This is a genomic window from Paenibacillus aceti (assembly GCF_003614185.1).
GTDB classification, from domain to species: domain Bacteria; phylum Bacillota; class Bacilli; order Paenibacillales; family Paenibacillaceae; genus Fontibacillus; species Fontibacillus aceti.
The window spans coordinates 524,330-549,823 of record NZ_KZ987724.1; the positions used below are offsets into that span (position 1 = coordinate 524,330).

Below are 25,494 nucleotides of genomic sequence, written 5' to 3' on the forward strand. Positions count from 1 at the left end.
AAATCAGTTCGCTAATATTCTAGTTAAATGGGTTATGGTTCATCAGGATCTGAATCGCTTCGATGCAAGCGAGGCTCTGCGGCATTAGATTGGAATATGCGCGCCGCGCCTGACCTGGTTTAAGGTTGGAGATTAACGGTTCGATCTCCTTAACCTCACGTTCGAGCTGCTGCATCTTTATTTCCAGAGAGCTAAGTATTTCATTAACTTGCTCTTCCCCGCTTACAGAACTCCATTGATCTAACTTCTCGCGAATTTCCTCTAGCGTATATTTTTCATGTTTCATTTGATTAATACGTTCGAGTCTCTTCAAGGTTTCAGAACTGTACAATCGGTAATTCTTCCGGGTACGTTTCTCAGGCCCGATCAGACCAAGCTTCGTGTAATAATCTATTGTTCGCTCACTGACATTCGCAGCTTTGGCTAGTTCACCTATGCGATACAACTTCATATCCCCAATAGATTCACCCTCTCTCCATATAAATAATCTCAGTATGTTATCTCTATATATAGGATATATGATAACTGATATTCAACTATACAGTCAAACGTCACACTTGCTAAAAGGCAGTCTCTAGCTTAATCTCATGTAAGCATTTAATGACATTTGGTGTTAAGTATTCCGCGATTGAACGGTTATTTTTCCTAAAAAGCATTGTTATGCCGCTAAATCCAGCCATATAATCAGTTTAACCATTCAAAAATGTTAGATAACATTACATTTAGGGGCTGATTAGGGATGAGAAAGAAATGGGTCTACGGATTGCTGGTATGGATTGCCGGATTATCCAATCCTGTCTCTGCATATGCAGCGGAGTCCAAGGTGAGCGGAGAAGTATTGCAAGTAGGGATTAACTCGGTATTCGTCTTTATAGCGGCGATGTTGGTATTCTTCATGCAGGCAGGGTTCGCGCTGCTCGAGGCAGGCTCGTTACGGATGAAGAACGCCGGACATGTAGCGGGCAAGATGGTTCGAGCGGGCTGGGCTTGATGATCCGATTGCCTTTTCCGTCCATGGGATTGCTGGAGTGTGGGGAGCTATTTCCACCGGGTTATTCGCAACACCAGGATTGGCGGAGACGACCGGGGTGGGATCGGCAGGACTGTTCTATGGCGGTGGGCTGGGGCAATTAGGCGTGCAGCTGCTGGGTGTAATCGGGACTCGGCGGTATGAAAATGTTGATGGGGCTTCGTGTAACGGAAGAGGAGGAAATGATAGGGCTGGACATTAGCGAGCATGGCGGATATGGCTACCCTGAACAGATGAGTTTGCTGAAGTTCTCAGAATGAGATTGCACTTCCGAAATAGCTGTAACAATTCTGGAAATCAGGGTACAATATACTAATAAGGTTACATTAAATTTGAAGGAACGGATGTCATGAGACGACATAAATGGATTTTAGCCGGTTTGATTATCTTATTAGCTGCCGTATTGTACGTGAATTTGGGCGATGGAGTTCTGCCCTTCTGGGGCAAGGAGGGGAAGCAGAAGGAAACAGCAGCGGCCCAATCCAGTCAAGCGCTGACAGAGCTGCTCGCCAAGGGAACGCCTAAACCGGGGACTCCTGCGCCTTCATTCTCTCTGGAGGATTTAGAGGGGCAGACCTATTCTGTAGGTGGCGAGCGGGACAAGGCGCTACTAGTGAATTTCTGGGCTTCATGGTGCGACCCCTGCAAGGAGGAAGCGCCGGATCTAGTTAAGCTGGCGGAGAAGTATAGCGATTCTCTGGATGTATACGCGGTGAACGTTACTTTTTACGACAAGCCTGACAAGGTTAAAGAGTTCGTTCAGGAGTATGGCTATATCTTCCCGGTGCTGCTCGATAAGAAGGGAGAGGTTTACCAGAAGTATAACGGTATCGCTTTTCCGACGAATGTCCTTATTAATAAGGAAGGAAATATACAGGAGGTTATCATCGGTTCGCTCTCTCGGAAGGAACTGGAGGCCAAGTTGAAGGAATTGGTGAAGTCGTAGTGGTAATGGGTAGCTCGTGACCTGTTGGGCTGTTCTGTGTTGGATAGCAGGGAAAATCCTGCAAAAGTGCAGGCTTTTGAGGAGAAAATCGTACATCGGGGGATTATTTTGCTGAATTCCTGCATTTTCGCAGGCTTTTGTTCGCGATATGCCTTTAAAGTAGGAAAAGCCTGCATTTTCGCAGGCTTTTCCTATATTCACATAGCGCGAGCGCGGGAATCAAGAGATTCGTATAGCGAGTATAGTGAGCTGAGCTAAAGAGTTAGTGATTGACGAGCCCCTTCTCAACCGAGCGGATCTCCTCGATGCCTTCGCGCTTGTCTTGGCCAAGCAGCGCATACTGGAAGCTGTCAACGAGCGCTTCCCAGCTGGCCTCGATGACGTTGCCGGAGACGCCGACCGTGTTCCAAGAGTTCTCCAGGTTCTGCGATTCGATCAGTACGCGAACCTTCGAAGCGGTCGCCTCTTTATCATCCAGCACACGAACCTTATAGTCGGACAAGTGGACATCGTTCAGGCCGGGGTAATAGCTGATGAGCGCTTTACGAAGCGCATTGTCCAGCGCGTTGACAGGACCGTTCCCCTCGGCCGCGGTGTAAATGGGTGTGCCGTCCACATTCAGCTTCACGAACGCTTCGGAGACGACCGGCTTGCCTGCCGATTTCTCGACCAGCATTTTGAAGGACTCGAACGTGAACAGCTTCTTCAGTTCTCCGTTAGCCTCGCGCAGCATCAGCTCCAACGAAGCGTCGGCGCCTTCAAATTGATAGCCTTGATGCTCTAGCTCCTTAATTCTCGAGATGACTTCACGTGTGCTTTCTTTGTTAGGATCGAATTCAATCCCCATCTTCTGCGCTTTGGACAGAATATTGCTCTGCCCGGCCAGTTCGGAGACGAGCACTCTCTGGTGATTGCCTACCCGTTCCGGCTCAATATGCTCATAGGTACGTGAATCACGCAGAATGGCTGAGACGTGAATGCCGCCTTTATGCGCGAAGGCTGCAGTACCGACATAGGGCTGGTTGACTGGCATATGAACATTGGCGATCTCGCTGATATAACGGGCGGTGTTCGTAAGCTCTGCGAGTTGCTCCGCTTCCAGCACCTCATATCCAAGCTTGAGCTGCAGATTAGGGATAATGGAGCAGAGATTCGCGTTGCCGCAGCGCTCTCCGTAACCGTTCATCGTGCCTTGGATCTGTTCGGCACCAGCACGAACGGCACTTAAGGTGTTGGCTACGGCCAGCTCGCAGTCATTATGTGTATGGATGCCCAGCCTGGCTGTACCGGCGATCTGTCCGCCCAGCACGGTGACGATATCGGATACTTCGTGTGGCATGGTGCCCCCGTTCGTATCGCACATAACGAGCCAATCCGCTCCAGCTTCCTCGGCTCTACGCATCACGGCTACAGCATATTCAGGATTGTTCTTGTAGCCGTCGAAGAAATGCTCGGCGTCGAACATCACTTCGAGTCCGTGCTGCTTCAAATAGGCGATAGAATCATAGATCATCGCCAGATTCTCTTCGAGGGTGGTCTGCAGGGCGGTGTGAACATGGAAGTCCCAGGACTTCCCGACAAGAGTAGCCGCCTGAGCGCCGGAGTCGATGAGCCGTTGCAGATTGGCGTCTTGCTCGGCCAGACTGTTCTTGCGGCGCGTACTACCGAATGCCGTAATCTTCGCATTCAAATGCAAATCCTTGACGCGATCGAAGAATTCGATATCCTTACTATTGCTGCCGGGGATGCCGCCTTCAATGTAATGGACACCTAATTGATCCAGCTTCTTGGCAATCTTCAATTTGTCCTCTGCGGATAAGCTAATGCCTTCTCCTTGAGTACCATCGCGCAAAGTTGTGTCGAAGATAGTTAGAGCTTTTGACATAGTGGAAGTATCCCCCTTTGGAAGTCATCAGAATAAGCACCGATTTAGGTATATTTTCTAATTATAGCATCCTGATATTTTAAATGTAATATAATTTTCGTTAAAAATTCGCTATCGTTATTGACCATTTTTCAGAGGAAAGGGTATGCTGAAATTATTAGTATATAAATGAGGGGAAACGCTTGGATAATGTCGATAAATACTATCCTGCCAAGGGGCGGGTTGTGCTGCATGTCGATATGAACGCTTTCTACTGCTCAGTGCATGAGGCGGAGGAGCCGGAGAAGTACCGGAATCGCCCGACCGCCGTGGCTGGCAGTGTGGAGCTGCGCAAAGGAGTCATCGTCACCAGCTCTTATGCGGCTCGTAGAAGAGGCGTAGCTACCGGCTTGACGGTCAGCCAGGGGCTGAAGAAGTGCCCGGAGCTGATCGTGATTCAGCCAGACTTCCATTTGTATCGGAAATACTCCAGAGCCTTTATGAATATAGCATATAGCTACACGCCGCTATTGCAGGCCGTATCCATTGATGAATGCTATCTGGATATTACCGGCTCGAAGCAATTCGGAACGCCACTGGATATCGCCCGGACGATTCAGTCTCGCATTGCCAGCGAGCTTGGCTTGCCTTGCTCGATCGGGATCGCGCCGAATAAGCTATTAGCCAAGATGGCCTCGGACATGAAGAAGCCAAACGGCATTACGGTGCTGAGGATCCGAGATATTCCGGCATTGCTCTGGGATAAGCCTTGTAATGAGATGTTCGGGATCGGTCGACGTACGGCGGAGAAGCTGAAGAAGCTGCGCATCTATACGATCGGACAATTGGCTACGGCCGACGAGCGGCTATTAATAGAAAGATTCGGCGTTGTCGGACGCTGGATGAAGCAGGCGGCGAATGGCCATGACGACTCGCCGGTTATCGATGAGCGGGAGAAGAATAAATCGATTGGGCACACGACGACTCTGCCACGAGATATCAGCGAGATGGAAGAGGTGCAGCGGGTGCTGCTGAATCTGGCCGACCAAGTGACAAGGCGCTTGCGCAGGCAGCAATTGATGGCTCAGACCGTGCAGATTACGATCCGTACGCCGGATATGAAGACGATCACGAGATCGCATAGTCTTGAGACCGTAACAGAGCGGGCGGAGGAAGTGTACGCAGAAGCGTGCAAGCTGTACAAGCAGCATTGGAACGTAGACAAGCCAGTCAGGCTGCTGGGAATAACGCTGCAGAATTTGATCCCCAAGGAGGAATCGGCGCTGCAGCTTGATCTGTTCGACTATGAACAGCAGCCGAAGAAGGAATCGCTGACCAAGACGATGGACATGCTGCGCGATAAATTTGGCGAGAGCGCTGTGCTGACGGCGGGGATGCTATCGGATGATCCTTCGGCGCTGATCCGCAACCATAAAGTCCGCGGTACTTCGCTGCAGACGGATTTTCTTCTGACGAATAATGAAGTGAATGATGAGGAATGATCAACGGTTTCGATTGGAATAATGCGGAAAATGAATTGAAATTGCTTGGCATTTATATTATATTGTTCATGGTGATAACAAAAGCACCGGACTTGTACCGTTTATTCAGGAGGCAGAAAAAATGGCGAAATATACTTGGGTTGAGAAGGATACTTGCATCGCTTGCGGCGCTTGCGGCGCTACGGCACCAGATATTTACGATTATGATGACGAAGGCTTGGCTGAAGTAATCTACGAAGGCGATAACAACCGTGGTGTAACCGAGATTCCGGAAGACCTATTTGATGATCTTCAAGACGCTTGTGATGGATGCCCTACGGACTCTATCAAGGTAGCAGACGAACCATTTAACATGGAAGGTTAAGATAGCGGGGTTAACCGGCTGCTAATAACATCATAAGACAGAGATTCTACACTGGACGATGGCGCCTGATTATGAAGTGAAGCTTCAGATTCTATTCATCTCATCGGCTGCTCGTCCGGGCTCGCAGTCTCTATTCATAGTCGAAGCCTCTCCTTCCTATCATGGAAGGGGAGGCTTCTATTTTGGTTTAGACAATGTATCTGCAGATCTAGTTCTGAACTCCGTACAAGTAGGACAATAGATCGTTTTCTGATAATAGATAGAGAAAATTCGACTCTTTTGCCGATATATAGATTAGATAGAGTTTATGCTAAATATATATTTCGGAGGAGAGCCATGAAGAACTCGGCTTACCTGAAGGGTTACGTAAAGAATCATCCTGAGAATAAAATGGCCTGGTATTTACTGGGTAAAGAATATGAGAGTGCGGGGCAGGAAGCGAAGGCCCAATACTGCTATATCCAAGCTGGAAGCGTCTATGAAGCCTTTGAAGCGACCAAAGTGCCTGCGGATTTATGGCAGGAATATCAAGACAAGCTGGTGGAGGAGTCCAAACGGAAGGAGAAGAAGAAGGGGCTGATTCGAAAGATCGGCATCGTACTTGTCTTTTTGCTGCTCATTAATTTATCTGCTGCTTACGCGCCAGGGCAATTTGCCGTGGTTCCGTCTGTGGAGGACGATTCAGGTCTCACTGTTGAAGATATCTCTAATTTATCTGTAGAGGAATTGGGCCTCGCTGTGAAAGATTCCGATCCGGGAAGTGAAGCGGCATGGCTGGGGGGCGAGGGCGTCTCAGCTCTGACGACGGAGTTCACTGCGGGCGCGTATGAGAGCAATCCGGATAATCCATATAAATCGCTGGAGGATATGTATGGCGAAGAACTGGCTACGACGGCTTCCAGATTGGTTGTGCTCGGCATGAAGAAGAAGGCGGAATGGCTGATCTGGACGAAGGATATGCCCGTTGTATATGAGTTGGACAGAAGCCCGCAGGATGGTGTGATGAAGGTTCAGTCCTATGATCCGAAGGCTTGCCTATGTACACCTCCAGATGCGAGTGGACTGCAGAAGGAAGGAAAGGCGTGGATCGAGCGGCAGGAGTCGCTAGTGGTACTGTCTACAGCGATCCGTAATTATAAGCAGCAGAGCGGAGCATGGCCGGAGCATCTGGATCAACTGGTACAGCCGTTCCCGGACAATTGGCTGGCTGGTAGGAATCCACTGATGAGGCGTGAATTCAGTCGTGTCTTGGATATTCAGAAGAAGGCTGCCACTGGCAAGGCAGGAGAAGCCAAGGGGCAGAACGTAAGCGAAGATGAGCTATTCGGTAGCGCAAACGGTGAAGCTCTGTTCTTCATAGAGCCTCTGCGAATTGTCGTAGATAAGGATGCGCATGTACTGGCGGTAGTAAGCGGGAAGATTATACTGCGAAGCTACAAGATCGGACTTGGCGGCAGCAAAACTCCGGAAGGAACTTATCAAATCAACGATAAGGTGATTAACCCGAATGGACGGGATGATGGAGAGTTCGGGAGCCGGGGGATGCAGCTGTCAGATACGAATTACGCCATTCATGGAACGAATGAGCCGGATAGCATCGGCAAGGATGAGTCGCTGGGTTGTATCAGAATGCTGAAGAAGGATATCGAGGAGCTATTCGATATGATGCCGCGTGGGTCGAAGGTGGAGATCGGCAAGGGGATTCTTCCTCGATTGGAGAGTGTTCCTAAGGAGCGCTTCGTGCTGAAACGCAGCCAGGATCAGACGAATCCCCACCGTACCTATCATTGGCTGTAAGAAGATGATGGAGCACACATCTCAAAGCTTAGATACGACAAGGACGATGATAACGAACAGAATGAGCACTCCGGTCACTGAACTTGCCCAGATGAGTGCCTTCTTGTTCACTTCGTCCTTCTTTTGCTGCAAGGTTGGCGGTTTACGTTTATTGGACATCGATCATTCCCCTTTCTTGTGCTTGAAGGCGTATACATAGTCTATTCTATAGGCAATTCTTATAAATTTCCATAAGCTTGTTATATACTTCACTTGGAACTCTAAACTTTTCTTTTGGCTCAGAAACGGCTAAACTGGAAAAGGAGATAAAGTTAGCGCAAGGGCGAAGGATCGGAGTGAAGCGAAGAACGTGTTGTATCGTAATTTAGGAAAACCTATATTTTTTAAGCTGGACCCAGAGGCAGCTCATCATCTGGTGATCGGTGGTTTACATAAAACAGCGAAAATACCAGGAATGATTCCCGTTGTTCGCGGAATGTACGGTGTGCCGGAGGTGCCGGAGCTTGCTATGGATTTATTCGGGGTGCATTTTCCCTCTCCCGTAGGGCTGGCCGCCGGTCTTGATAAGAATGCGGAAGCGGTAGAAGGATTTTCCTCTATTGGCTTCGGCTTCATGGAAGTAGGGACGGTGACTCCGAAGGGGCAGCCGGGCAATGAACAGCCCCGATTGTTCAGGCTTCCTCCCGATGAAGCGCTGATTAATCGTATGGGATTTAACAACCGCGGTGCTGAGGATATGGCCGAACGACTTGCGGCACTGAAGTCACGCCGGATTCCGGTGGCGGTGAATATCGGCAAGAACAAGCTGACGCCAAATGAAGAAGCCAATGCGGACTATGAGCGGTGTATCTCGATTCTGTACCCGTATGCGGATTTCTTCGTGGTCAATATCAGTTCACCGAATACGCCTAATCTGCGTAGTCTGCAGCATGGGAGCGAGCTAGCTTCATTATTGAAGGCCGTGACGGATGAGATGGCGTCGCAGGCGAAGCATCATGGAGTCGACAAATCCGTATTAGTGAAGATCGCTCCTGATGTCAGTGATGAGGAATTGGAATATATGATCGACACGATTCAGAAGAGTGGGGTATCCGGGCTGATTGCCACGAATACGACGATCTCCCGCGACGGTCTGGCGCATGGTAATGCCCAGGAAACCGGAGGCTTAAGCGGCAAGCCGCTGCGGGCCAGATCGACGGAAGTCGTGTCCAGAGCGTATCGACAGACGGGAGGGAAACTGCCGATCATTGGATCAGGCGGGATCTTTACGGCTGCTGACGCTTATGAGAAGATCCGGGCGGGCGCAAGCCTGGTAGAAATTTATACGGCGCTGATTTATGAAGGCCCCGAGATTAACCGCAAGCTGCATCGCGGGTTAAGGGAGCTGCTGCGGCGGGATGGGTTCTCCCATATATCCGAAGCGGTCGGTGCTGATCACCGATAAGGGGCTACTGAAGATAGGAGGCACAACGATGGATAGTAGAGATTGGGGAACATTTTTGCTTCCATATGAACAAGCTGTTGAAGAGTTGAAGGTCAAGTTCAAGACGATGCGGTCCGAGCTCAAGAAGATTGAGGAATATGCTCCGATTGAGTTCGTCACCGGGCGGGTCAAGAAGATATCCAGTATTCTCGATAAAGCGAAGCGGTTGAACGTTCCGATGGAAGATTTGGAGACGGGGATTGAAGATATCGCGGGAATCCGGATTATGTGCCAGTTCGTTGAAGATATCCGCCGGGTCGCAGAGTATATCAGGAAGCGTAAGGATCTGACGGTTCTATATGAGAAGGACTATATTACGAATTATAAGGAGAGCGGCTATCGCAGCTTCCATATGATTGTGGAATACCCGGTGCAGACGGCATTGGGACAGAAAAATGTACTGGCCGAGATTCAGATCAGGACGTTAGCTATGAATTTCTGGGCGACGATCGAGCATTCGCTGAATTACAAGTATCGTCAGATGCTGCCTGAAGAAATGCGTGTCCGGCTGAAAAAGACTGCAGAAGCAGCGTTTATTCTTGATAATGAAATGTCCAGTATCCGCCAGGAAATTCTTGATGCTCAGAAGAGCTTTGAGGATGATGCCAATATCGTCTCCTCGGTGCTGAATGCGATCCATCGTTTGTACTTCTACCATAAGGTGTCTGAGGCGATCGAGTCGCAGGAGCGGTTCAACCAGCTCTGGGAGGCCCGGGACATGGAGGGAATGAAGGCTCTGCTCGGTGAAGTCAAGGAGATGCTCCAGGATTCCAAGATAAAGGCAGAGGAAGACGCTGCGAATGAAGAATGAACCGTTGTACGTGGCGTTTCTGGTCTATTTTAATCGTGATAGGGATTATTTCGAATGCCATGAAGTGATGGAAGAATTATGGCTGGCCAAGGGGCATGACCCGCTCTATAAAGGGCTGCTCCAGGTTGCGGTTGGGTTATTCCATTTCCGCTACGGGAACGTGATGGGTGCCAGGAAAATGCTGCGCTCCGCCGTGGAGCGTCTGAGACCATATCCGGCGGATTGCCTGGGGATTGATCTGGGCAAGCTGCGCAGTGAGGCAGCGCAATATGCTGCTGATCTGCAGGCGTATGAGCAGAGGCCATTTGCATATTATGATCTGACGATCGATATTACAGATGCAGAGCTATATGCAGCGGTGGAGCAGGCTTCTCGCGGGATCACCCCTAACGAACCACAGCGGCTTCGACCTATGCGCGGGGCCAAGCACGAACAACGAATGCAGCACCCATCCAGTGGATCATAAAGATATCGGCCGCTTTCGCGATAGCGAGGGCGGTTTTTACATAAATGTACGATTTTGCGGCAGTTGACACGGGTATTTTATGCTTATAACTTCCTTTCGCGAAAAGCAAGGGGCTTGTGGTACAATAGTTTTGCTTTTTTATTTTACACAAGTCTATATAGTTGGAAGGTGAAGCATGGGGTTACAATTACCGATCGCTTTTGCGACGAGAATGCAGCTGCTGCTTGGGGATGAATATGAAGAATTTCTCGCTTCTTATGAGAAGCCACGTTATGCGGGAATCCGCGTAAATACACTTAAAATCGATGTAGAGTCTTTCCGCGCGATATCGCCGTTCGAGCTTAAGCCCATTCCATGGTGCGAGACGGGATTCTATGTGGAAGAGAGCTTGAAGCCGGGCAAGCATCCGTATTATCATGCGGGCTTGTATTATATACAAGAACCGAGTGCGATGGCTCCTGTTGAGGTGCTCGACGTGAATCCGGGGGACCGTGTGCTCGATCTATGTGCAGCTCCGGGGGGGAAATCGACGCAAATTGCTGCTAAGCTGCGCGGCCAAGGCCTGCTGGTGACGAATGATATCAGTGCAGAACGAACCAAAGCGTTAGCCAAAAATATTGAGTTAAGCGGTGTGCGTAACGCGATTGTCTTGAATGAGACGCCTGAACGGATCGCTGGCCGATTCCCGCAGTTCTTCGACCGCATTCTGATCGATGCGCCTTGCTCGGGTGAGGGAATGTTCCGTAAGGATGAGGATATGATCAGACAATGGGAGAAACGCTCGCTTGAGCAGTATACGAATATGCAGCGGGATATTCTGCATACAGCGGCCAGAATGCTGTCTCCTGGCGGGAGGATCGTGTATTCAACCTGTACCTTTGCACCGGAGGAGAATGAAGCGATTATCGCCGAGTTCCTTCAGCAGAATGAAGATTATGAAGTTATTCCATTGCCCGTTGAAGGGGGCTTTGCGCCTGGACGAGCCGATTGGCTCGTTCAGGCGGAAGGTTTGGCAGACTTGGACAAGCGCCAAGGTCTCACAGTGGATACGGCTGCCAAGACCGATCGCTGCGGACGATTATGGCCGCATCGGGTCGATGGTGAAGGGCATTTCCTTGCTGTACTCCAGCATCAGGGACAAGCTGAGGCAACGCTGGATATAGCTGAGATGATCCCTTGCCTTGATCGTGTGAATAGTGGACATCATGAAGCTACAGATAAGAAGGGTAAAATGAAACAGCCTCACAGACGCTCCAAAGGGTCGCGTAATGTGAGTAAGTACTCGACTGCCCCGACGGATATCAGCGAGCTGCTGGCAGGCTGGGATAAGTTCAGCGATGAGCATCTCCAGAGCAAGCCTGCGGGCGAGGTCATGCTGTTCGGCAGTCATGTGTATATTTCTCCCCTGCCTAAGGACAGGCTGGATGGTCTAAAGACGATCCGTCCAGGCTGGTATATCGGTGCAGTGAAGCATGGACGATTCAGTCCCGGCCACCCGCTCGCTACCGGACTGAAGCCGGAGGAAGCGGTGCGAGTCTTGGATCTGTCGGTTCAAGACGGCGAGGCCGTGAAATATTTAAAGGGAGAAACGCTGGAAATCCCACAGCCCCGTGTTCAGTTTAAAGAGGAGCTCGGCCCTAAGGGATACGTGCTAGTGATGGCAGGCGGCTTCCCTCTAGGCTGGGGCAAATGGATGGATGGAATTCTTAAGAATGAATATCCTGCCGGATGGAGGTGGACATAAGCGATATGGGAACAGGCAAGAAGAGGCAGAGAATCGATAAAGTTCTCGGAAACCTCGGATACGGCTCGCGGTCTGAGCTGAAGAAAATGGTAAAGCAGGGTCGGATTACGCTGAACGGAGCTGTCGTGAAGGATAGTGGCGCGCAGACAGATCCGGAGTGTGATACGATTGAGGTCGACGGGGAGACTGTCGTATATCGCAAATTTATATATTTGATGCTGCATAAGCCTCCGGGCGTTATTTCCGCAACCGAGGATCTCAGGGACAAGACAGTGATTGACCTGCTGCCGGATGAATTCAAGGTATTCTCTCCTTTTCCGGTTGGAAGACTGGATAAGGATACGGAGGGGCTGCTGCTGCTGACGAATGACGGAGGGCTGGCTCATGATCTGTTATCTCCGCGCAAGCATGTTCCGAAGACTTATCTGGCCGATTGTGTCGGCCGGATCGGAGATGCGGAAATTGCCCAATTTAAGACTGGCGTAAGGCTGGATGATGGTTATATCACCTTGCCGGCTAAGTTGGAAATATTGCATTATAGCGAGTATGCCGACGGCAGAGTCAAGTCGCGTATATCCCTGACGATCTCGGAAGGGAAGTTCCATCAGGTGAAGCGCATGTTCGAGTCGGTAGGTTCCAAGGTGACCTATCTGAAGCGGGTATCGATGGGGGCACTGCAGCTGGATGAGACACTTCCGATGGGTTCTTTTCGCGAATTAACTGCGGCGGAGCTGGAGCTATTGACGGGAGTCAAGAATAGATAGAGAAGGAGTGGAGAGAGATGAAGTATAAATTGATTGCGCTGGATGTTGACGGCACACTGCTGACCGATGATCATGTGCTGACGCCGGGAACGATTGAAGTGATTAAACAAATCGCTGAACAGGGCACGGAATTTGTCCTGTGTACCGGACGCGCACCACTGAGCTGCATTCCCTATATGGAGCAGATGGGCCTGGACGACTATGCGATTACGCATAATGGCGCAGCAACGATCAGTGTTAAGGACGGGAGCGTCATCCACGACTTCTCACTGCGCAGTGAGGGGTTGGAGCGTTATATTCATTACTGTGAGGAACGCAATCTTCATTATGATTTGAATACGACCTTCAGGCTATATGTCAAGGGAGCTGCCGGACTTAGCCGGGAAGCGCTCGATATGTACCGCAAATTTCTGATTGAACCGAAGGATCTGACAGAGCGTCCCGCCGATGATCCGTTCGTTAAGATGACCGTGTCCGGGGATACTCCGCTCATGGATCAAGTCATGGAAGAATGGAATACTTGGACGCATGAATTCAACGTGCTGCGCAGCGGAGACTATTTCATCGATCTGATGCATAAGGATTCCTCCAAGGGCTCAGCGCTGAGTAATCTGGCGGAGATCCGCGGGATTCCGGCGGAGAATGTGCTGGCGATCGGCAATTATTATAATGATCTGACGATGCTGGAATTTGCCGGATTAGGTATTGCGATGGACAATTCGCCGCAGGAAGTGAAGGATGTGGCTGATGTCATGACAGCATCCAATAATGAAGAAGGCGTTAAGCTTGCTTTGCAAAAATATTGCTTGTAAAACATATCCCATAAGTCGTGCGAAAAGAAAAAGGGCGGTGAACCAGTGGTTCGCCGCTCTTTTTCTAATCAGATTTCAGGGTCAGATGACAAATGCACGGGATATGATAACGAGCAGGATGAACAGTACAAGAATGACACCTGTTGAAGTCCAACCTCCACCGATTCCGCCGCCGAATACTTCGCCCATTGTGATTCCTCCCTTAGTCTTATCTTGTTCCCGTTCATCACGGGATACGGTATTTTATGTTTGGGAGCGAATATGGTATGGACTATTACCATGATTGACACAAAACAGGGGATTAGCCTTAATGGCAGCAACGGCTGCGCAGGCCCTTGGGCAGATGGTTCTTCAATTGGCCGCCGCTAGCCTTGCCCCAGCCAACCGGGTAGCTGGCGCTGCCGCATAGCACGGTCACGAGAACCCAGCCGCGCAGCTCCGGCGCGACGGATAGAGCTTCCCCATGCAGAAAGGCGGCAAGCTGAGGCGAATCGGCTTCCAGGGACAAGCTATGCGCCGCCTCTTCCGGGCGGGAAGCCATCGCCAGAGCGTGAGCCGGAATGAAGCGATTCTTGTGACAGTCGCCGACATGCAGCCCGGCTCGGGGAAGCTTAATTCCGGAGAATTGTTCTATATCCAGGATCAATCCCTGACTTTGGGGCAGTAAATATAAGGCTTCTCCAAACAGGACGGGCGTTGCCCCGATGGCCTTGAACCCGGGCAGATCCCGTCTGGCCCAGCTGGTGAAGGCCTCCCAGGCGTTCTTCAATTCTTTGCCTGCTTCAAGACCGGTGCGTTTTGATTTTCCGCGCTTCTTCTGGCTCTTGTCCCCGCTCTTGCTCAGACCTGCTTGTTCCTCCTCCAGCGTATCTCGCTCCAGTACGGCGACATAATGCCCTTCACCCCGCTGTACATGGGGCCATACCCGTCTTTCGGCTTTTAAACGCATGAACGGATAGGCCTCGAGGACCCGGGCGATCATTTCCTCATTTTCGCTGCGGTTGAAGGTGCAGGTAGAGTAGGCGATGGTGCCGCCAGGCTTCAGCATGGCGATCGCACCCTGCAGGATGTCCCATTGCCGGCTGGCACAGAGCGCGACTGAGTCCGGAGACCATTCCGCGATGGCGGACGGGTCTTTGCGGAACATCCCTTCTCCGGAGCAAGGGGCGTCAAGCATAATCCGGTCGAAGGTTAAGGGGAAACGAGCCGACAGCTCGGGCGGTGAAGCCTGGGTGACGATCGCTCTGCGAATCCCCATCCGTTCCACATTTTCCGCCAGTATCTTAGCACGTTGTGGATGGATTTCGTTGCTGATCAGCAGGCCTTGGCCGTTCAGTTTTGCAGCGATTTGAGTCGTCTTGCCGCCCGGAGCGGCTGCGAGGTCGAGGATAGTCTCGCCGGGCTGCGGGTCGAGCATTTCTACCGCCGACATGGCGGAGGGTTCTTGAATATAATAGAGCCCGGCCATGTGATACGGATGCTTGCCCGGGCGGGTATCTTCCTTGTAATAGTAGCCTGTATTGCACCAGGGAACAGGACTTAGATTGAAGGTGCGAATTATATTTGTTAGAGAATCATCGGATTTGAGTTTCAGTGAGTTGATGCGTAGGCCGAAAGTACGTGGTTGTTCGTAGCTGTTCAGAAAGGCACTGCCTTCCTCTTGTCCCAGCATGTGAAGGATCTGCTCCTTGTATTCTGCAGGCAGGGATGGGTCTGACATATTTGCGGCTCCTTTTCGATCAAATAATATTCCTTTCGCAGTTTACCATAATGGATAGCTCGGTTCAAAAGCTTTTTAGACGCGAGTATTGCTGGAATTTGATGTTATGGATAGAAAAAGGGGAATGGATGTTCCGCTCTGCCTATGGCATAATAAGATGAGATGGTTCATTCGCATATAGGACTACCTTTTATACATAGAGCAAAGGAGAACCTTTTTAATGAGATTACTACAAGCTTTATTCTTTCCTCCGGAACAGCCGGGAGGCGTATCATCGATGATCCCTTTTTTACAGGAACGGTTTAATTCTCCCCGTTGGGAGATGGAATTATTTTCGATCCCAAAACGTATTAGAGATAAAGGGCATGAACCTGTCCGCTTTCATACTTTTGATTGGCAGCAATATGGGGACAGTCCGATCGTGCAGAAATATATACAGACCTATCAGGACTACGTATGGTGGACGAGGCTGCGCCTGATCAAGCCGTATGATTTGATTCATGCGCATCATCCGATCGCGGGGCTGGCGATGAAGGAGGTCTTCCCGGAGACACCGGTGTTACAGAGCATTCACTCCAGCTATGAGCGGGAATTGCTACTCAACGGTCGGATCAAGCCGGATGGGCCGGAGCAGCGGTTTTTGACTTCTTTGTACAGGGAGCTTGAAGCGCGTACAGATCGGTTGTTCACCGTATCCCAATCCTTCAAGAGCTATCTGTCGGATTATGTAGACAACCCGGAGCAGATCGGGGTCATACCGAACGGCTTCGATGAGCGGCGCTTCAAGCCAGTGCCCCATGAGAATGAGGTGACACAGCTTGTAACGGTATGCCGGCTCGTACCAGCCAAAGGATTGGATATTCTGCTCAGAGCCTGTAAGGAGCTTAAGTCGCGCGGGCTAAACTATGTGCTGCATATTATCGGCGATGGCCCGATCCGCAAGGGGCTTGAGGATTTGGCCAAGGAACTAGGGATATATAATGAGACGATCTTCTATGGCTACACCTTGCATCCTGAGGAATTTATGCCTTTCTTCGATGTATTCGTGCTTCCTTCCCGGGCCGAGGCGTTCGGCTCGGTATTTGCTGAAGCTGCGCTCTGCAGTTTGGCATTGGTAGGCACGGATGTCGGAGGCATCGCCGAGCAGATCGAGAATGGTTCCAACGGTCTGCTCGTCCCGCCGGAGGATGCGGTTGCACTGGCCGATGCCTTGGAGCAGGTCATTATCGACCCGGCCTTCCGTTATGAGTTGGCCCGTACCGGCTCTGATCATGCCAAGCAGCACTATTCCTTGAACCGGGTTGTCTATGAATTGAAGAAGCTATATTTGGAGTATCAATGAGAGAGTGCCTGGTATCTGTTATCTATGGTTTCGCTCGCTTCGGTCTGTAGGTAGCCAGCATCGCTACCCAGAGCAGGCTGAATATGCCGAAGAGCGGGTATAATATAGACAGTAATGTGCTGAAGCCGAATTGGCTGGTCGCATAGCACAAGCAGAGAATCGTCACGGAAATGAGACGAGGGGGTACATTAATCCGCTGTCTAAGCTGCAGGGTGACCCCATAAATATCGGATACGAAGGTGCTGAATATTTCCATGAAGATCAGCAGGATATAGATAAGCTGGATTGCACTTCCCAATTGCTGGGCGATATTGCCCATCGGAATCTCAAATTGGACGATGCCTGGCATATTCGCGGATAAGGCGAAATGACCCGCCATCAGCATAAAACCGACGCCGCAGCCGCCGAGAACGCCTCCCCATATAATAGCTCGGCGGTTATTCGTGTGGCTGCCGATCGGGACGAGTACAGCTTGCGCCATCGACAGATTGAAGGCGGTGTACATCAGCGGGGATGCCCAGGCGGCGAACAGGCCTGTATCGGTATCGAGGGTCAGGAAGCGTGTGGCGCCTGGAGAACCGGCGGTATTAATAATGATGGCCAGCGACAGGGTGATCATCATCGGCACGACGATGGAATTGAGCTTCATAATTCCGCTAATTCCTCTGCCGAGCAGCATATAGGTGCAGATCAGCGTGATCCAAAGGCCAATCTGGTAATTAATACCGAGATGCTCATTGAAGACGGAGCCGGCTCCAGCCAGCATAACGCTATTCACCCCGATCAGCACGAGCAGGGTGAACAAGCTTAGCGCTTGTCCGAATTTCTCGCCGAATAATTTACGGTTCAGGTCTTCATAGGAGACGGCTTTGATCTTGCTGGCCAGCAGCATCATCTTCGTACCGAGCCATATGAAGAGAAGGGTGGCCAATAGAATGGTCAGAATCCCCCATTTGCCAAAACGGGTAAAAAACTGCAGTATCTCTTGCCCGGTTGCAAAACCGGCGCCGACAACGGTCCCGATATAAGTGAATGCAATCTGCAAAACTTTGACGGCATTTTTCATGTTTTCCTCCCGGTAATTATGCTATATATAGTACAAGGTATGTTGTCTTCAAAGAGGACATGACTCAATCTGTAAAATGAAACTTATTTGCTGTAACTCGGGAGGAATTAGGATGGATAAATTAAAACAACGAATCGTTGAGGATGGCATGGTGGTATCGGAGGAAGTATTGAAATTGGACAAGCTGCTTAACCATCAGGTTGATCCGCAGCTTATGATGGAGCTTGGCCAGGAATTTGCCCAGCGATTCCGTGATGAAGGGGTTACCCGCGTCGTTACGGTGGAATCCTCAGGGATCTCCATCGCGTTCGCTACCGCTTATGCTCTAGGTGTACCTCTGGTATTCGCGCGGCGCAAGAAGACGCTGCTGGAGGAAGCGGATATGCTTCAGGAACGGGTTCCATCCTTTACGAAGGGGATTGTGAGCGATATTCTGATTTCCCGAGATCTGATTTCTGCGCAGGACCGGATTCTGTTCATCGATGATATTATTGCCCACGGCGATGCCGCCAAAGGTCTGATCAAAATTATCGAACGCTCCGGCGCCAAGCTGGTCGGTGCGGGGATTGTTGTCGAGAAATGTTTCCAGCCCGGGGCGCAAGCGCTTCGCGAGCAAGGAATCCGTTTGGAGACGTTGGTCAAGATCAAGTCTCTGGAGGACGACAAGGTTATTTTTGCTGAATAAAATTGGCTCTTCCCATTTTCTCCTGACTCCTTTGCAGGGCACTGTTTTTTCGCTATAATGAGGATTACTAGGGAGAGGAGGCTTAAAAATGGGAAAAGATTCGGTAGTCCCTACAGAATTTTTTATTTCAAAACTATCCGAAGCCAAGACTGCTTTTGAACGGGCTCTCGATTGTAAGCATACAGAGTTTGATGACCTTTATCCCTATATGCTGGAACATCCCCAGTTCTTCTGGTACAAACGCTATGTGGCGTGGTCGAAGCTGCTGACGATTGTTGAACTTTGCGAAGAGCTTGATATGCCTTGGAAAGACGAATTCAGCTCGCAGCAGGTCGAGTATTTGGAGCAAAGGGTTATGTCCGCGAAGGTGCTCGATTTCTGGTTCGATGGAAGCAAGGAGCATGCTCAGCGTTAATAGGGATTCGGGCGGATCAGGGCGCCGTATGCCCCCGTTATTGGGGAGACAGACGGAACCTTAAGCTGAACGATATAGAGGACTCCGCCTGATGCGGGGTCTTTTTTTGAGGGATGATGGATAAATATAGTCCCTTCTGATATAGAGTTAGTTGTTGTTTAGTCTGTATTGGGGCATATTGGAGGAAGAGGGGAGTGAATTGTAAAGACGATGATTACGGACGAACAGTTAAATGAGTATCGGTTATCCGGAGAAAAGGTGCGTGTGGTGCGCGATGCGCTCGCTGAGAACGACGTAAGGGGAATTGTGGTGGCCTGGGATGAGACCCATGTGCTGATCCGTAGACCCAATCGCAATGTGGTTAAGCTGGATCGCAATTATTTGATCCAATCGGCGAAGGAGCCGCGCCCTTCATTTGAAGAATAGATGATACAACTATCCAGGGTGATTGTCGCTTGCGGCTCACATCCTCGGATAGTTGTATTTGTATCCGGGGCTGTCTCAAAAGTCGATCTTCCGACTTGAAAGACGCCTCTTTTGCGTGCCCAAAGATGTCAACATCCCCCTGTTCTGGCCAGATCACTCGGACACGGACATAAATGTCCGTTAGCGTTGATTCTGTGGCATCCCGCCCTTGTAACGGACAATAATGTCCATTACAAGGGAAGTTTTCGTGAAAATGGCATTTTGTGCTTCTAAGGGTAAAAAGTGTCCGTTAGAGGCGGATAGTTGTCGTTTTCAGGCTCTAACGGACATTTGTGACCGCTAGATCAGCGGAGAGTCCTGACCGTCCGTGTTTGTCTCTTGCGCCACGCAAGCTTAATAGATGGTACAAGGATCGAAGCCGACGCGAATAAATACGGAGTTTGGGGATTGTGGCTTTGGCCCACAAAGAAGTTGGACAGAAAACATGACGTTTCTCCGCCCAACTTTTATTTTAGGGGCTTATTGGACAGCCCCCTGACCTCTGAGTTAGTACGTCTGCTGGGCTGCTGGCGTACTCGCTTAGGGGCATTTCCTGCCAGATAGGCCCGCATGCGGGAGTTGATCTCATGGCGCAAGCCGGACCATAGTATTCTCATCTCACCGCGATATCCGCGGCAAGTATAATCGGCCCAGATCCCGTTCTCATCCTGGCGGATTTGATAGAGCTTGATGTTCCGCTTGCGGAATTCGCTCTGTATCTCGGATAGCACGAGCGCGGCCCGCTGTTCTCCACCTTGAATCATCTCTACATAGATCTCAGGACTCTTCAATACCCCGCTCTGTTCCAGAATCCTTGCGTCCCGCTGAAATACATGACGCACGAACTTCAACAGCAGGGCGCTCTTGATCAGAGCCAGCTCCTCTTCAACCATACCGGGCACTGCCATATGAACACCTTCTTCTCGTATACGAACTTATGTTCTTATTATATCCAAAATATTTAGAAATAACAATGGAATAAGCAGCATTGGGAATAGGGCTAGAATTTTTTTGTGAAAAAAGTATTGACTCTTTGAAATGAGCGTAATATTATATATCTTGTCGCTGCAGAACACCAAGTGATCTGCAATAGACATTACATATGCGGTCGTGGCGGAATTGGCAGACGCGCACGGTTCAGGTCCGTGTGGGCTAACCCCCGTGGAGGTTCGAGTCCTCTCGACCGCATCACCCTAAGAATGAACAAGCTCTTGAATCGGTCCTTTTGACGGTTCAGGGGCTTTTTGTTTGATTGGAATTTGCAATGTGTTGCTCATGACTTGCACCGACGAAACCTTGGTGCTGTAATCCAAATGGGCATAAATGTTAGCCGTTGTGGGGGTAGTGGAAAGAAGATACTCTTTTGGCCTTCAATTGCTTCTCTGCCTGTTCAGAGGCACCCGTTCGGTCTTCGACAGGATATTTCTTACAATTTGTCCCCTGTTCTAGCTTCAGATCGATAAAATCCACGGCCTGCTGTAACAAATGAATCTGTTGCACCATATGTTCGCGGTGCCGCCTCATGTAGTCAACCAACTCGGAATAATTGGCGGAGCTCCAGTCGGCAGACACCTGCAAAAAAGGCTTCATTTTCTCTAGCGGCATCCCCGTCTTCTTCAGGAAACCAATTAGCTTGAGGGTCTCGATATCCTTCTCCCGGAAAACCCGGTGACCGTTCTCTTTTTTTTCCACCCGCGGCAGCAATGAAATTTTTTCATAATATCGGATGGTATCCTCGGAAATGCCGGTTTGCTCGGCAGTTTGCTTAATACTGAATGCTGCGTTTTGATCCAAACCCATGCTCATAATGATATTCCCCCTTCGTTTTGTTGGGCTGGAGTCCCTATTGTCCTGAACAGTTCATTTAACGCTATTTTACAACATGGAGTCAACTTCAGGTCAAGCAACTTGAGAGGTTTTAAAAAAATGAATTGGTCCTCTTGACTTGGAGTCGACTCCAATATTTAAACTGTTTCCTAACGGCAGGAAAATCATTCTGCCCACTCTATACGAGGAGGGGATAACATGCAAAGAAGTAAAAGTGAACACGTTGCACTGATTACGGGAGCAAACTCGGGAATCGGGTTGGAGTTGACTAGAAAACTGCTTGCTGAAGGCTGGCAGGTCATTGCTCTAAACCGCTCTAAGGTGCCGACCGAGGATATGGAACTGCAAAAAGCCATTAGCTCCGAACAATTAAGGATTTATAAGGTTGCCGATCTTACCGATTATGATAGTTTGCGGCTTGCGCTGCAGAAACTTCATAATAAGGAGCCGTATATCGACGTCATCTTCAATAATGCCGGCCAGAGCTTTCCTGAGCTTACCTATTCCAGGCAAGGCCGGGAAACCCACTATGAGCTGATAACCGTCGTACCTTACATCATTTTGATGGAGCTCAAAGACTTACTGCTGAAGGGGCGCCTCAAGACCGTCATCAATACCTCGTCATCCGCGTTAAACATGAGAAAATCTTTTACTCTAGAGCAACTTGAGCACCCGCAAAAGTTCCGCAAAGTAGTTGGACCTTACGCTGCTTCCAAGCTGGCGCTTTCGCTATGGACGGAGGCCATAGCTCCTTCCCTTGCTAATGAGGGAATTCTTATCCGCAGCGTTGATCCGGGAGTCAACAATACGGTGCGTAAAAACCAAAAATCCGGTCTGCCCATTTGGATGAAGCCATTTATGCGCTTCGCCTCGCCCCCAACGCATGGGGCTGGTTTGCTCTTTGAAAGCGCCGTAGGGAAACATCAGAGCAAGACAGGCGTATTTCTTATCAAAGGAAAGATTCAATCGCTCCCCTTCAGAGAGTCCGCTCCGCAGCTGCTTAAACGTCTGGAAGAGATTTATCGCCAGCAATTTAAACAAGAGGCCGGAATTGAAGCCGACGCCAGAGTGTAAGCACATATGCCCAATGGAAGCACGCTTTGCTAGAAACATTGTTTGAATTTATGTAAAAAACATTATTTTCCAAATAAAAATGGAGGTTATCGAAATGGAGAATTTAGATACGTCGAGCAAAGAGGTGAACAATCAGGCAACCAACCGTGCTACTATGCGGACGATCCGCTTCCACGACTATGGCGAACCGGCCGAAGTCCTGCGCATGGAACAGGTCGCGATCCCTGACGCAGGTCCAGGACACATTCGCGTGACGGTGCGAGCTTGCGGGCTGAATCCTGTCGACAGGGCCTTGTGCAGAGGGCTGTTTCCCGGTAATCTGCCCCGCGGTATCGGGCTGGAACTGTCCGGGATTGTGGACGCGGTCGGTGAGGACGTCACCGATGTTGCCATCGGTGACGCCGTCCTGGGTACCGCCGACTTCGTGGGCGTCCGGAGCGCCGGCGCGTCGGACCGAGCGATCATGGACCATTGGGTCCGCATGCCTACAGGACTCGACTTCGTGCAGGCTGCGGCGCTGCCAATGGCGGTCACAATAGCATACAACCACCTTGAATCGCTTGGGGTGAAGTCGGGCCACACCCTGCTTGTACACGGAGCCGGCACAATGATGGGCTTCGCTGCCGTCCAGATCGCCCTCATGCACGGCGCCCGCGTGATCGCTACCGCCGGAAACACTTACGCCGACCGGCTCCGTTCGATGGGAGCGGCAGTAACTTCGTACGGTAACGGAATGGTCGAGCGGGTAACCGAGCTCGCCAGACAGCAGGTGGATCTGGTTCTGGACACTGCACCAGTCAGTGGCATAATACCCGATCTTATCCGGATCGCCGGTGGTGATCCCCGTCGTGTTCTAACCATCAGCGACTTTGCCGCTGCCGCCGAACTCGGCGTCCGCGCCAGCACCGAAGAAGACCAGACCTTTCGCTATGACGTTCTCAGCGAGTTCTCCCAGTACGCCGCAGATGGCAAGTTCACCGTTCCGGTCGCCCAGACTTTCGCCCTCAAGGACTGGCGTAGAGCACTCGACATCAGCCAGAGCGGCCACGCCCGTGGCAAACTGATCCTCCTGCCTGCCGACGACTGATGTATTTTCTTGTCCTGCGCTCGTGTTAGCCCCATTTCCAAGATACGCATCTTATGCCATAATAAGGGCAATTGTTTAGGGCGAAGTACGAGAGAAAGCTCTAGACGGGAAACGGAATGCGATCCGAATTGCGGCTTTATTTGCCCTTCGGGGCTTTTTTTTGCGTGAGACCCTCAGTTGGAGGAGAGGGAGTGAACGGTCGGTGCGCTCAAAAAACGAAACGGTGGAGGAACTGCTTTACGACAGAATGCCGATTTATCCCGGCGTCAAAGAGTTAGCAGCGACATCTTGGAAAAAGCCTCGCCATAGTGCGTGACGCAAGGAGGCGATAAATAAGTTATATTAAGGACATGGAGAAACGGAACCGATATACCGAACGCACAGGAAAGGAGCATTCCAGTTATGTCAGAAAAAATACTTATTGTGGATGACGAACAGGAAATTGCGGACTTAGTTGAATTATATTTAAAAAATGAAGGATATACGGTTTATAAATTTTATTCAGCAAAGGACACTCTTACCTGTATTGATACAGTTGAACTTGACCTTGCAATATTAGACGTTATGCTGCCAGATATGAATGGGTTTCAGCTATGTCAGAAAATTCGAGAAAGATATACTTACCCCATCATTATGCTTACAGCAAAAGATGAAGAAATTGATAAAATCACAGGTTTGACATTAGGTGCAGATGATTACATTACAAAGCCATTTCGTCCTCTTGAAATGGTAGCGAGGGTAAAGGCACAATTACGAAGATATAAAAAATATAATCCGTCACATTCTGCGGATCATGAAGAACCCGTAATTGTACATTCGGGTTTACTAATGGATATTAAAAATCACGAGTGTCTCTTGGACGAAAGGCCACTGACCCTTACTCCTACCGAGTTTTCTATACTCCGTATCCTGTTAGAGAATAAAGGTAGTGTTGTGAGTGCAGAAGAATTATTTCGTAAAATTTGGAAGGACGAGTATTACAGTAAGAGTAACAATACGATTACCGTTCATATTCGTCATTTAAGGGAGAAAATGAATGATACGTTAGAAAATCCAAAGTACATCAAAACTATATGGGGGGTAGGATATAAAATTGAAGGGTAAAAGTAAAAAAGAACTTGATTATACCCGTTTGCAAGTTAAAATTTTCTTTGCCCTGATTGGAGTATTGGCTGCCTTTCTTTTAGCGATTGGTCTAATGTATTTTTTCCATTGGAGCAGCATCGGCGGAAGATGGGTTACTCAGATCGCAGCGGATTTCCTTCAAGTGGGTTTTTTTGTAGCACAAAACATATACCGGCCATTTTTCATTTTATTAGTATTGCTTACCGGTGTAGTATTTTTTTTCATAATTCGTATATTCTTACGCTATGTTACCAAGCCACTGTGTGATGTTGAGCAAAGCATGGGGATGCTTCTCATCGACAATTCGGAGGAAATCCACTTATCGAGAGAACTCACTGCCATCACCCAAAGGCTAAACGCTATGAAACAAACCTTGGAACGTCGGAAGCTGGAAGCGCAATCAGCGGAACAGCGTAAAAACGAACTTGTGATGTACCTTGCCCACGACATCCGCACTCCGCTTACTTCTGTAATAGGATATTTAAACTTGCTGGAAGAAGTGGAGAATATGCCGCCTGAACAGAGAAAAAAATACACGCATATTGCACTCGATAAAGCATACAGGCTGGAAAAAATGATCAATGAGTTTTTTGAAATAACACGTTATAACCTACAACAAATTAATATAGAAAAAGCAGATATAGACCTCTACTATATGCTGGTACAATTAACCGATGAGCTGCTGCCCATTTTGTCAAGACGCGGAAATACTGCCGTTTTACATGCAGAAGAAGAACTAATGCTTTATGGAGATGCTGAAAAGTTAGGGCGAGTTTTTACTAATGTTTTGAAAAATGCGACTGCTTATAGCTACCCAGATACAGAGATTCAAATCACAGCCCAAAAAAGCGGTAGCAATACCGTAACAATTACATTTCAAAATAAAGGAGATACAATACCTCCTGAAAAATGCGATGCTATATTTGGAAAGTTTTATCGTCTTGACGAAGCTCGAACAAGTAATACCGGGGGCGCGGGATTGGGACTTGCCATTGCGAAAGAAATTATTATTTTGCATGGTGGATCAATTACTGTGGAAAGCCGTGAACATATAACTTCTTTTATAATTACACTTCCGTTAAATGACACCGCATCTTAGTATTTT

27 protein-coding genes, 1 tRNA gene and 1 pseudogene are annotated in these 25,494 nt (G+C 49.5%); 21 read left to right on the plus strand and 8 right to left on the minus strand.

The window, feature by feature from the left end; all coding sequences use genetic code 11:
• Positions 1–19 precede the first annotated feature (19 nt).
• The gene (locus BFJ94_RS02400; protein WP_120460864.1) at positions 20–451 is read right to left on the minus strand and encodes a MerR family transcriptional regulator; all 432 of its coding nucleotides are present in this window, start codon (positions 449–451) and stop codon (positions 20–22) included.
• A 288-nt stretch (positions 452–739) separates the two neighbouring features.
• Between BFJ94_RS02400 and BFJ94_RS26290 the strand changes: the two genes are divergently transcribed.
• The 3 genes and pseudogenes from BFJ94_RS26290 (at position 740) to BFJ94_RS02415 (ending at position 1,976) form a co-directional block, all read left to right on the plus strand.
• A complete protein-coding gene (locus BFJ94_RS26290) occupies positions 740–991 on the plus strand; it encodes an ammonium transporter (protein WP_120460866.1) in 252 nt (83 codons plus the stop codon).
• Positions 963–1,290 (plus strand): annotated as a pseudogene (locus BFJ94_RS02410) (ammonium transporter); the annotation flags it as partial. The gene BFJ94_RS26290 and the pseudogene BFJ94_RS02410, both read left to right, overlap by 29 nt.
• Positions 1,291–1,379: 89 nt before the next feature.
• Positions 1,380–1,976: a TlpA family protein disulfide reductase gene (locus tag BFJ94_RS02415; protein ID WP_120460868.1), complete on the plus strand. Its 597-nt coding sequence runs from the start codon at positions 1,380–1,382 to the stop codon at positions 1,974–1,976.
• A gap of 262 nt (positions 1,977–2,238) precedes the next feature.
• Here the strand turns inward: BFJ94_RS02415 and cimA are convergent, their stop codons facing one another.
• Complete coding sequence (gene cimA / locus BFJ94_RS02420; protein ID WP_120460869.1) at positions 2,239–3,861, minus strand: citramalate synthase; 1,623 nt, start codon at positions 3,859–3,861, stop codon at positions 2,239–2,241.
• A 182-nt stretch (positions 3,862–4,043) separates the two neighbouring features.
• Here cimA and BFJ94_RS02425 point away from each other — a divergent pair, with 182 nt between their 5' ends.
• The 3 genes from BFJ94_RS02425 to BFJ94_RS02435 all read left to right on the plus strand — a co-directional run bounded on the left by BFJ94_RS02425 (position 4,044) and on the right by BFJ94_RS02435 (position 7,503).
• On the plus strand, positions 4,044–5,342 hold the full coding sequence (locus tag BFJ94_RS02425; RefSeq protein WP_120460870.1) for a DNA polymerase IV: 1,299 nt from the start codon (positions 4,044–4,046) through the stop codon (positions 5,340–5,342).
• A gap of 121 nt (positions 5,343–5,463) precedes the next feature.
• Complete coding sequence (locus BFJ94_RS02430; RefSeq protein ID WP_120460872.1) at positions 5,464–5,706, plus strand: ferredoxin; 243 nt, start codon at positions 5,464–5,466, stop codon at positions 5,704–5,706.
• Between the two features lie 336 nt (positions 5,707–6,042).
• Positions 6,043–7,503 (plus strand): L,D-transpeptidase, encoded by a 1,461-nt coding sequence (locus BFJ94_RS02435; RefSeq protein ID WP_120460874.1) that lies wholly within the window; start codon positions 6,043–6,045, stop codon positions 7,501–7,503.
• Positions 7,504–7,524: 21 nt separating this feature from the next.
• On the opposite strand, the gene BFJ94_RS25300 is transcribed toward BFJ94_RS02435, so the two are convergent.
• Positions 7,525–7,662 carry a hypothetical protein gene (locus tag BFJ94_RS25300; protein WP_162944127.1) on the minus strand — a complete coding sequence of 46 codons (138 nt, stop codon included), beginning with the start codon at positions 7,660–7,662 and terminating at the stop codon, positions 7,525–7,527.
• A 190-nt stretch (positions 7,663–7,852) separates the two neighbouring features.
• Here BFJ94_RS25300 and BFJ94_RS02440 point away from each other — a divergent pair, with 190 nt between their 5' ends.
• The 6 genes from BFJ94_RS02440 to BFJ94_RS02465 all read left to right on the plus strand — a co-directional run bounded on the left by BFJ94_RS02440 (position 7,853) and on the right by BFJ94_RS02465 (position 13,583).
• Complete coding sequence (locus tag BFJ94_RS02440) at positions 7,853–8,947, plus strand: quinone-dependent dihydroorotate dehydrogenase (protein WP_120460876.1); 1,095 nt, start codon at positions 7,853–7,855, stop codon at positions 8,945–8,947.
• A gap of 28 nt (positions 8,948–8,975) precedes the next feature.
• A complete protein-coding gene (gene yjbM, locus BFJ94_RS02445) occupies positions 8,976–9,797 on the plus strand; it encodes a GTP diphosphokinase (RefSeq protein WP_120460878.1) in 822 nt (273 codons plus the stop codon).
• The gene (locus tag BFJ94_RS02450) at positions 9,787–10,263 is read left to right on the plus strand and encodes a DUF309 domain-containing protein (RefSeq protein ID WP_120460880.1); all 477 of its coding nucleotides are present in this window, start codon (positions 9,787–9,789) and stop codon (positions 10,261–10,263) included. Before yjbM ends, BFJ94_RS02450 begins: the two co-directional genes overlap by 11 nt.
• Positions 10,264–10,438: 175 nt before the next feature.
• Entirely contained in the window at positions 10,439–12,007 is a 1,569-nt protein-coding gene (locus tag BFJ94_RS02455) for an RsmB/NOP family class I SAM-dependent RNA methyltransferase (protein ID WP_120460882.1), read from the plus strand.
• Between the two features lie 5 nt (positions 12,008–12,012).
• Positions 12,013–12,771, plus strand: a complete 759-nt coding sequence (locus tag BFJ94_RS02460) for a pseudouridine synthase (protein WP_120460884.1) — start codon at positions 12,013–12,015, stop codon at positions 12,769–12,771.
• 17 nt (positions 12,772–12,788) lie between these two features.
• Positions 12,789–13,583: a Cof-type HAD-IIB family hydrolase gene (locus BFJ94_RS02465; protein ID WP_120460886.1), complete on the plus strand. Its 795-nt coding sequence runs from the start codon at positions 12,789–12,791 to the stop codon at positions 13,581–13,583.
• 81 nt (positions 13,584–13,664) lie between these two features.
• On the opposite strand, the gene BFJ94_RS25730 is transcribed toward BFJ94_RS02465, so the two are convergent.
• Complete coding sequence (locus BFJ94_RS25730; protein ID WP_229716857.1) at positions 13,665–13,772, minus strand: YjcZ family sporulation protein; 108 nt, start codon at positions 13,770–13,772, stop codon at positions 13,665–13,667.
• 118 nt (positions 13,773–13,890) lie between these two features.
• On the minus strand, positions 13,891–15,303 hold the full coding sequence (locus BFJ94_RS02470) for an RsmB/NOP family class I SAM-dependent RNA methyltransferase (RefSeq protein ID WP_120460888.1): 1,413 nt from the start codon (positions 15,301–15,303) through the stop codon (positions 13,891–13,893).
• A gap of 220 nt (positions 15,304–15,523) precedes the next feature.
• Between BFJ94_RS02470 and BFJ94_RS02475 the strand changes: the two genes are divergently transcribed.
• Positions 15,524–16,645, plus strand: a complete 1,122-nt coding sequence (locus BFJ94_RS02475) for a glycosyltransferase family 4 protein (RefSeq protein WP_120460890.1) — start codon at positions 15,524–15,526, stop codon at positions 16,643–16,645.
• 22 nt (positions 16,646–16,667) lie between these two features.
• Here the strand turns inward: BFJ94_RS02475 and BFJ94_RS02480 are convergent, their stop codons facing one another.
• A complete protein-coding gene (locus tag BFJ94_RS02480) occupies positions 16,668–17,711 on the minus strand; it encodes a YkvI family membrane protein (protein ID WP_120460893.1) in 1,044 nt (347 codons plus the stop codon).
• Positions 17,712–17,823: 112 nt separating this feature from the next.
• Here BFJ94_RS02480 and BFJ94_RS02485 point away from each other — a divergent pair, with 112 nt between their 5' ends.
• From BFJ94_RS02485 to BFJ94_RS02495, 3 genes are all read left to right on the plus strand, one after another.
• Positions 17,824–18,396, plus strand: coding sequence for a xanthine phosphoribosyltransferase (locus tag BFJ94_RS02485; RefSeq protein ID WP_120460895.1), 573 nt, complete (start codon positions 17,824–17,826; stop codon positions 18,394–18,396).
• Positions 18,397–18,484: 88 nt separating this feature from the next.
• Positions 18,485–18,811 (plus strand): hypothetical protein, encoded by a 327-nt coding sequence (locus BFJ94_RS02490; RefSeq protein ID WP_120460897.1) that lies wholly within the window; start codon positions 18,485–18,487, stop codon positions 18,809–18,811.
• Between the two features lie 210 nt (positions 18,812–19,021).
• Positions 19,022–19,237, plus strand: coding sequence for a hypothetical protein (locus tag BFJ94_RS02495; RefSeq protein WP_120460899.1), 216 nt, complete (start codon positions 19,022–19,024; stop codon positions 19,235–19,237).
• 506 nt (positions 19,238–19,743) lie between these two features.
• On the opposite strand, the gene BFJ94_RS02500 is transcribed toward BFJ94_RS02495, so the two are convergent.
• Positions 19,744–20,184: a YhjD family protein gene (locus BFJ94_RS02500; protein WP_188831391.1), complete on the minus strand. Its 441-nt coding sequence runs from the start codon at positions 20,182–20,184 to the stop codon at positions 19,744–19,746.
• A 196-nt stretch (positions 20,185–20,380) separates the two neighbouring features.
• Between BFJ94_RS02500 and BFJ94_RS02505 the strand changes: the two genes are divergently transcribed.
• Positions 20,381–20,464: transfer RNA gene (locus BFJ94_RS02505), tRNA-Leu, on the plus strand.
• A 138-nt stretch (positions 20,465–20,602) separates the two neighbouring features.
• Here BFJ94_RS02505 and BFJ94_RS02510 read toward each other — a convergent pair.
• Entirely contained in the window at positions 20,603–21,082 is a 480-nt protein-coding gene (locus BFJ94_RS02510; RefSeq protein WP_229716856.1) for a MerR family transcriptional regulator, read from the minus strand.
• Between the two features lie 219 nt (positions 21,083–21,301).
• Between BFJ94_RS02510 and BFJ94_RS02515 the strand changes: the two genes are divergently transcribed.
• The 4 genes from BFJ94_RS02515 to BFJ94_RS02530 all read left to right on the plus strand — a co-directional run bounded on the left by BFJ94_RS02515 (position 21,302) and on the right by BFJ94_RS02530 (position 25,488).
• Positions 21,302–22,177, plus strand: a complete 876-nt coding sequence (locus BFJ94_RS02515; protein ID WP_120460901.1) for an SDR family NAD(P)-dependent oxidoreductase — start codon at positions 21,302–21,304, stop codon at positions 22,175–22,177.
• Between the two features lie 94 nt (positions 22,178–22,271).
• A complete protein-coding gene (locus tag BFJ94_RS02520) occupies positions 22,272–23,264 on the plus strand; it encodes an NADP-dependent oxidoreductase (protein ID WP_205571016.1) in 993 nt (330 codons plus the stop codon).
• A gap of 402 nt (positions 23,265–23,666) precedes the next feature.
• Positions 23,667–24,368, plus strand: coding sequence for a VanR-ABDEGLN family response regulator transcription factor (gene vanR / locus BFJ94_RS02525; protein ID WP_120460903.1), 702 nt, complete (start codon positions 23,667–23,669; stop codon positions 24,366–24,368).
• Positions 24,358–25,488, plus strand: coding sequence for a sensor histidine kinase (locus tag BFJ94_RS02530; protein ID WP_162944129.1), 1,131 nt, complete (start codon positions 24,358–24,360; stop codon positions 25,486–25,488). The genes vanR and BFJ94_RS02530 overlap by 11 nt, the downstream gene beginning before the upstream one ends.
• The last annotated feature ends 6 nt before the right edge of the window (positions 25,489–25,494 follow it).